The following is a 2,305-nucleotide window of genomic DNA, read 5'->3' on the forward strand; positions in this document are numbered from 1 at the left end:
GGCGCTCTTCGCGCAACGTCAGCGGGTCGGCCAGCACCACCGCCGCTTGCGGCAACGGGCTGGGCAGGCGTTCCAGCAGGTTCAACGGGAAGGGCAGGCGTTCGCGTCGCCACACGATGCGCTCCGGGTCATGCACGGTGGCCGTCAGCGGCAGGTTGGGGTAGGCCTTGCGCAGTTCGCGCAGGGCCAGGAACTCACCGAGCCGCCCGCCGCCCAGTTCGGCGTGGACCAGGTCCACGCTCTGCCAGTCGAAGCCACCGAGAGCCCGCTGGACCGCCTCGCTGTTGCCTTCCACGCCCGCCAACGGTGTCGCCACCGTCACGCCCACTTGCTCCAGGGCCGCCTTGAAATGGTTCGCGTAGTCGGCGATCCCGTTTTTTTCCGGCGGCAAAGGAGCGAGTAGGGCGATGCGCATCAGAACGCCCCCCGGTACTTGGCGATGGTGCGGAGTACCTTGGCCGGTACTTCGAACTTGCGACGGTTGATGATGATGCCGTCCACCTTGCCGAACGCGGTGTTGAGGATCGACAGCGCGTGTTCCACCACCGGCACCGTGCTTTTCTGGGCTTCCACCACCAGGCCGATCAGGTCGGCACGGCGCAGGGTGATAAACGCATCGCGGTTGTCCAGCAGTGCCGATGCATCCAGCAATACCACCTCACCCGGCTCGGCCGCCGCCTGGCCGCCGACACGGACGTTGATACCGTTCTCCTGCAGCAACAGGCGCAGTTGCTCCACCACAAAGGTTACCCCTTCGCCGTGTCGCGCCGAGGTCAGCCCGAGGGTCAGGCCATGGTCGGCAATGCGGTCAGGCTGCAGCAGGCTGTACAGCCGGTAGATGCTGGCGTTGAACGCGTTGGTACTCTGCGCGGTGGTGGTATCCAGTTCCGGCAGGGTGGTCCACAGCGGCAGGCCGAACTTGCGCTCCACCAGGCCGCCGTCGTGAATACGCTGGTCCAGCAGGTAGCACAGGTAGATCACCAGCAGCCCGACGACGATGGCAAACGGGATCGCCAACACCAGCATCACCAGGGTTTTCGGGAAGATGCGGCCCGGGTTCAGGGTGGCTTCTTCGATCACCGCGATGTTGCTGATCTGGCTGTTGTCCAGCTCACGGTCGATGCGCGATTTTTCCAGGTTGTCCACGTACAACGCGTAGTTGCGCTCGGTGGTGTTCAGCTCGCGAGAGAGGCGGGCCAGCTCCGGTTCAATCTCCAGCGCATCCTTGCGTTGCGCTTCCAGGTTCACCAGTTGTTTCTGTTGTTGAACCAGCTGGGTGCGCAGCGCCAGGTTGTTGCTGNNGCGCTGCAAGTGGATTTCCAGGGTGTTCGGCGCACGGTTTTCCGAGCTCTGCACGGTGTTGCTTTCACTGGCAACCTGCACCCGCATGGCCTGGATCGACGCATCCAGGGCTTTGACCGGCGGCGCGTTGTCCGTGTAGGTGCGCATCATGTCGGCCTTTTCCAGCAACTTCTGGTTGAGCAGGCGACGCAAGTCTTGCTGCTGCGGGTTGAGGGCGATCTGGCGAACCGTGGTCACTTCCTTGGGCTGGCCCTTGAGTTGCTCACGGGTGCTGGCGATGGCGCTGTCGGAGGAGGCGATCAACCGTGTGGTGTTGAAGGTTTCGCCACGCAGCACGTTGATGCGCTCGGACAGGTCTTCCAGGCGATCGGTGATGCTCGCTGCGCCGATTTCATTGAGGTGCGTGAGGATCTGCTGCTTGTAGCTCTTGATCTCGTTGGCGCTGGTGTTCACCTGGCCTTCATAGAACGCGTACAGGCTCTTGCGGCCCAAGGCCTCAGTGCGTTCGGCGATGTAGGTTTCGACCCAGTTCTTGACCACGGCCTGGGCGATTTCCGGGTCGCCCCATTTGAAGCTGATGTCCATCACCGTGGAACCTGCGGCGTGGCTGACCTCGAAGTTCTTCTCAAGGCTGGCGGCCAGGCGCTCCACCGGCGTGGTCTTCTCGACGATGCCGACGGTTTCCAGCACCACGCGCAGGCCATCGAACACGCTACCGACACCGGCCTTTACGTAGTACTTGGTGCGCTTCCAGAAGCCTTCGGGCGGTGGCGCGTTTTCGATGATTTCCAGGTAATGCTCGGCCACTGCACGCACGATCGGGCGCCCGGTCAGCAGGCGCTCTTCGTCGACAATCGGGTCACGCTGGGTGCTGGGCATCACCAGCGCCTGGCGGTTGCTGATCTCGATCGGCAGGGTTGAGTCGCGGCCTGGCTTGACCAGCAGGCGTGCGGTGGATTCGTACTTGGCCGGCAGCAGGAACGCCCCCAGCAGGATGATCACC

At 63.4% G+C, this 2,305-nt stretch carries 1 protein-coding gene and 1 pseudogene; both read right to left on the reverse strand.

The genetic code is table 11. From position 1 onward, the window contains the following. Nucleotides 1-415: pseudogene (locus tag HX803_RS32115) on the reverse strand (glycosyl transferase family 1); the annotation flags it as partial. Beyond that, complete coding sequence (locus HX803_RS32120; RefSeq protein WP_372339957.1) at nucleotides 415-2,304, reverse strand: GumC family protein; 1,890 nt, start codon at nucleotides 2,302-2,304, stop codon at nucleotides 415-417. The gene HX803_RS32120 and the pseudogene HX803_RS32115, both read right to left, overlap by 1 nt. Between the last annotated feature and the right edge of the window lies 1 nt (nucleotide 2,305).

Origin of the sequence: Pseudomonas sp. P7548, from assembly GCF_013386585.1 — a bacterium.
Taxonomy (GTDB): domain Bacteria; phylum Pseudomonadota; class Gammaproteobacteria; order Pseudomonadales; family Pseudomonadaceae; genus Aquipseudomonas.